Source organism: uncultured Nevskia sp. (genome assembly GCF_903885465.1).
Taxonomy (GTDB): domain Bacteria; phylum Pseudomonadota; class Gammaproteobacteria; order Nevskiales; family Nevskiaceae; genus Nevskia.
Genome location: NZ_CAISIQ010000202.1, coordinates 1 through 4,705, shown reverse-complemented (window position 1 = coordinate 4,705; position 4,705 = coordinate 1). Strand labels below are relative to the sequence as shown.

Sequence of the window (4,705 nt, the reverse complement as noted above, 5' to 3'; positions counted from 1 at the left end):
GAACGACGGCAACCGTATGTGAAGTCGACCTCCGGCCCGTTGGCGCGGCCTACCGTTCCGAAGGCTGAATCGATGCCAGGCATGGACCACTCGTCGATGCCCGGGATGGATCACTCGAAGCACGGGCAATGAGCCGAAGGAAATAAGCCATGAAGACTGTCAAAACGCTGCTTATCGTCGCCGCGCTCGGTGGCTTGGCGGGGCTCGGGGTCCTGTACTCGGGTCTGTATCCGATGGGCGCCGACGTGCCGCATAACCGCCTGACCTACTGGGCGCTGGAAACCCTGCGCGAACGCTCCATCGCCCGCGCGATCCGCACCATCGACGTCCCGCTACTCGACGATTCGGGACTGTTGCTGGCCGGTGGCGAGGACTACAACGAGATGTGTACAGATTGCCATCTGAAGCCGGGCAAGACCGAGTCCGAGTTCACTCTCGGCCTCTATCCGCAGACTCCGAACCTGGCGATGAGCGCCAAAGCGCATCACCACGCTGAGGCCAGCGAAGGCGGCGGCCATGGCGACCCGAAAACCAGCGCCGCCCGCCAGTTCTGGATCATCAAGCACGGCATCAAGGCCAGCGGCATGGCGGCGTTTGGTGCCACCCATGACGATGGGCGGATCTGGGCGATGGTCGCCTTCCTGCAGAAGCTGCCGACGCTGACGCCAGCGCAGTACCAGATCCTGACGGCGCGGAGTTCGGTCGAGCCTTCGGAAGATCCAGCCGGATCGCCGGCTGCTCACGCGGCAGAAGCATCCGGCCATGAAGGCCATAGTCACTGATCACCGGAGCCCCTCATGTCGAATCGAATTCCGTTTCTGATGCGCACCAGCTGCCTGCTCCTGGTCAGCCTGATGCTCGCGGCCTGCAAACCGGGCGCCGATCCAGTTCCCGCTGCCGCTGCCGGCCCTCTCGTCGAAGTCTGGAAAAGCCCGACCTGTTCGTGCTGCTCGAAATGGGTGGAGCACCTGAAGGCCAACGGCTTCCGGGTCGAAGTCCACAACGAAGGGCAGATGAATCCGCTGAAGGCCAAGCTCGGCATCCCGCAGGGGCTTGCGTCCTGCCATACCGCGCGAGTCGACGGCTATCTGGTTGAAGGACATGTCCCGGCATCGGACATCAAACGGCTGCTCGCTGAACGTCCTGCCGGCCTCGGCATCGCGGTGCCGGACATGCCGATCGGCTCGCCGGGTATGGAACAGGGCGATCGGCAGGACCGGTTTGATGTCGTCCTGTTTGGCGATAACGATCAGCGTCAGGTGTTCTCGACGCATGGTCCTGCCAAAGATGGCGAAGTGGCCGCGGGTTCACCAGCACTTCCATAACCGAGGGCATTCAGCCATGAGCAATTGTTGCGGTCCCTCCCGCGGAAGACCGTGGTCGCTGTACATCACAGCGGTCATCCTGTGCCTGGCGCTCGTGTTCGTCGTGGCCCAAGGGGCGCCGGTGGCAAAAGATGACTCCGCTGCACAAATAGCAGACCGATTCGCCGATGCCTTGGCCGCAGGTGATCAAGCAAGCGTCCGCGCCTTGTTATTGCCGAAGGTGCTGATCTTCGAATCGGGCGGAGCGGAAACCTCGGCGGATGAGTATGCCGGCCACCATCTGCCTGCCGACATCGCTTTCATGGCCGCCCTGAAGCGAACGGTGCTGTCCCGACAATCAGGCGGCAATGGGGATACCCGCTGGGTGGCCACGAAGTCTCGCTTGCAGGGCCGATACAAGGACCGCGACATCGACCTGGATTCCACCGAGTCGCTGGTCTTGCAGCGTGGCGACCTTGGCTGGCGGATCGCTCACGTTCATTGGTCGTCTTCGCCGCATTCGCCGCATTCGCCGCATTCGCCGCATTCGCCGATCAAACCATAACGAGACTCGTCACCAAGCTCCAGGTGATCAGCAGTTACTTGCCTTGCATCTCCTTTGCCCTCATGGCGTGGAATTCGGTGAACTTGTCGGCGTCGCTTGCCAGTTTTTCGGCATCCTTGATGTAGGTTTCGCAATGCTGCCGCATGGTCTTGACCCAAGGGTTTTCGCTCCCTTTCGGCCCACCGACAGCGCCCTTCTTGTAGTCGGCCAGCATGCTGCGGTGCATTTCGGCATCTTGCCGGTAAGCCGAGGCTTTCTGTTTGTAGCTGTCTGACATCGCCAGATGCTCGTCCGCAGTCTTCGGCATCATCATCATCATGCTCGCCGTATGGTCTTTCATCGCAGGGTCCGCAGCATGGGCAGCCTGCGGCGCGATGAACATCGTGCAAGCCAGAAGCCCGAAGCCGAGGAGCGTGTCGTTGATTCTTTTCATGATCTCTATCCTTGGTTGACCGACTTCTAAACGTCGCCAGCAATTGAAAATCACTGGGCGTGTCGGTCGGAAAAATATGAGTGTTCTGCAGTATTGCTGATGGACGCGGGGTGGTCTGTTGGTTAGCGCACGAATGACGGATAGAACAACGCTTACCATGCAGCTCGTGAATCTTGTTTCGGTTTTGACCCTTGCGAATCCGTAACGCTGTCGGTCAGGCCCGCGAATCGCCTGAAATTGGGCAATCGGCCCAGCTTTGACCTAGGTCAAAGCTGGCGCGGCTGTCGGCTTTTACAGTGCCGTGACAGTCCCGCCAACCTACGGAGTTTCACCATGAAACGATTAGCAAACTGTCTCATCGCGCTTTCCTTTCTCGGCCTGACATTGGCCGGAACCGTATCCGCCGAAGACGCGGCTCCTCCCGCAGAGGCCAAGCCCGAAGTCCATATGCTGATGGACCACTCGCCGGCTGACGGCAAGGCGATGCGCACGATGAAGGACAAGAAGATCAAGACCCATGTTGCCGGCGAAGAGCCGACGCCGGATACGTCGAACAAAGGCAAAGTCTTCAACAAGATGGACCATTCCGCCGCCGACGGTAAGGCGATGCGAACGATGAAGGACCGCAAGGTCGAGACGTACACGGCGGGTGAAACTTCGGCACCCACCGGTCCTCAACCGTGTGAGACGCACCTCATGATGGATCATTCCGCAGCCGACGGAAAAGCCATGCGCAACATGAAGGAAAAGGAACCGCGGAAGCATCAGAGCGGCGACTGCGCTCCGAAGGACGAGCACGCTGCTGAAGCACCCGCGAAGAAATAGTGTGTCGACTTGCGGCAGCCGCTTTCACAACGATGCTGCTGCCGACTCACAAGCGAATGGCCAAGGGTTCTCCATGGCGGGGCGTTCGTCGGAGCAAGCGATCAGATTGGTCCTGATCTCCGGCGCTCGCCCTTGTCGACCACGATTCCCGGCATGGGCAGCCACGATGATCATGGTGCTACTCATCGCCATCCTGATGCCTCTGCCGACTGCGTTTGCCCAATCGACGCCGATGGAGAACGAGCGGCAGTCCGTGACCACCGTCAGTTCCTCACGGAACTCGAGCCTCGCTCAGGGGATTGCGCAATTCAGATCCCGGCTCGTATCGATCCAGGCTGCATTCGAAACAGGGCCTCAATACTGGAGTTTCAATACCGGAGCATCACCGGTCGTCGTGGCTGCGACTGATGCAACGCCGACACGCGTTGGGGCCACTCCGCCGGCGATGACCGCCAAGGTGATGCCGGCAGCAGGCTGTTGCAGCGGAATGATGGGGAAGATGAGCGTGTCGGGGGCGACGCCGCCGACGATCAAATCTGACCTGCCGGGCTTTCCTGGTGTTTCGCACCTTTACCACGTCGGGGCGACCGGCTTTTTCCTCGACTACTCCACGGCGCTCAAGCTGAGCACCGACCAAGCTGTCGCGCTCAACCAAATCATGGAGACGTCGATGGCGGCAACTGCGGTCGCGCAGCGCAAGATCGAACAGGCGGAACAGGATCTGTGGATGCTCACGGCTTCCGACCAGCCCGATTCGATGGCGCTCGGCACCAAAGTGCGCGACATCGAAAAATTGAGAGGCGATCAACGAATCGCGTTCATCCGAGCCGTTGGGGAGGCAGCTCGCATTCTGACCGACGCTCAGCGGAACGCACTGCTGGGGTCTGCCACCCCAGCGGCGGCAGCCGTGTCCGGGACGCCCCCAATGGCCAACGATCCGATGGACAACATGGGCAGCGGAAGCGACACAAAGCGCAAGGTCACCCACGGAACGAGCGCCAAGTGAACGGACCCGCGCTCATCGGCAGCATCATGGTGACGCTGGCGATCATCGCGATTCCCGCACGCGCACTGACGGCTGACGAGCACGCGAGCCATCATCCCGGCGCGGCCCCCGCAGACGCACCCGCCGTACCGGCGATGGCCGATGGCGCACCGATGGCTGCCACGGCTGGTCAAGCTGCAGCAACGGGGATGGCACCCAATGCACCCATGGCGGCGCCCGCATCGGCATCCGGCGCGCCGGCCGCACCAGCAATGGCTGGGGGCATGGGCGGAATGATGGACATGATGAGCCAGATGATGGCACCGGCCACCCCGGGGGCCACGGGCGGGATGGCCGGGATGGCAGCACCCGCGGCTGCCGGTGGATGCATGGGCGCGGGCTGCGGAGCTGCCGCCAAGACGCCCATCTACCCTTCGCTGATGACGCTGCCTGCGCTCACACCTGAGAAGCGCGCCGAGATCGACGCGCTGGCGAGCCAGCAACTCGAGGAAGGCATGGCGCGGCTCGCCGCCGGTGCCGAGTCACTTGAGCAGGCAGCGCAAGTGGGCGACAACAGCGCCATGCAGCAGTCG

Annotated in this window: 6 protein-coding genes and 1 pseudogene; 6 read left to right on the top strand and 1 reads right to left on the bottom strand. The window is 61.8% G+C overall.

Annotated elements, in window-relative coordinates; all coding sequences use genetic code 11:
* The first annotated feature begins 149 nt into the window (after nt 1-149).
* Genes QZY06_RS07755 through QZY06_RS07745 form a run of 3 tightly spaced genes read left to right on the top strand, consistent with a single transcriptional unit; the run spans nt 150 to nt 1,869 of the window.
* Entirely contained in the window at nt 150-782 is a 633-nt protein-coding gene (locus QZY06_RS07755) for a cytochrome c (protein ID WP_295682479.1), read from the top strand.
* Nucleotides 783-797: 15 nt separating this feature from the next.
* Entirely contained in the window at nt 798-1,325 is a 528-nt protein-coding gene (locus QZY06_RS07750; RefSeq protein WP_295682475.1) for a DUF411 domain-containing protein, read from the top strand.
* Between the two features lie 16 nt (nt 1,326-1,341).
* Nucleotides 1,342-1,869, top strand: a complete 528-nt coding sequence (locus tag QZY06_RS07745; protein ID WP_295682473.1) for a nuclear transport factor 2 family protein — start codon at nt 1,342-1,344, stop codon at nt 1,867-1,869.
* Nucleotides 1,870-1,903: 34 nt separating this feature from the next.
* Here QZY06_RS07745 and QZY06_RS07740 read toward each other — a convergent pair whose 3' ends face one another.
* Complete coding sequence (locus tag QZY06_RS07740; RefSeq protein ID WP_295682470.1) at nt 1,904-2,302, bottom strand: hypothetical protein; 399 nt, start codon at nt 2,300-2,302, stop codon at nt 1,904-1,906.
* Between the two features lie 333 nt (nt 2,303-2,635).
* Between QZY06_RS07740 and QZY06_RS07735 the strand changes: the two genes are divergently transcribed.
* The 3 genes and pseudogenes from QZY06_RS07735 to QZY06_RS07725 form a co-directional block, all read left to right on the top strand.
* Nucleotides 2,636-3,127 carry a hypothetical protein gene (locus QZY06_RS07735; RefSeq protein WP_295682468.1) on the top strand — a complete coding sequence of 164 codons (492 nt, stop codon included), beginning with the start codon at nt 2,636-2,638 and terminating at the stop codon, nt 3,125-3,127.
* Nucleotides 3,128-3,293: 166 nt separating this feature from the next.
* Entirely contained in the window at nt 3,294-4,133 is an 840-nt protein-coding gene (locus QZY06_RS07730) for a hypothetical protein (RefSeq protein WP_295682465.1), read from the top strand.
* Nucleotides 4,130-4,705, top strand: a pseudogene (locus QZY06_RS07725) (hypothetical protein); the annotation flags it as partial. The gene QZY06_RS07730 and the pseudogene QZY06_RS07725, both read left to right, overlap by 4 nt.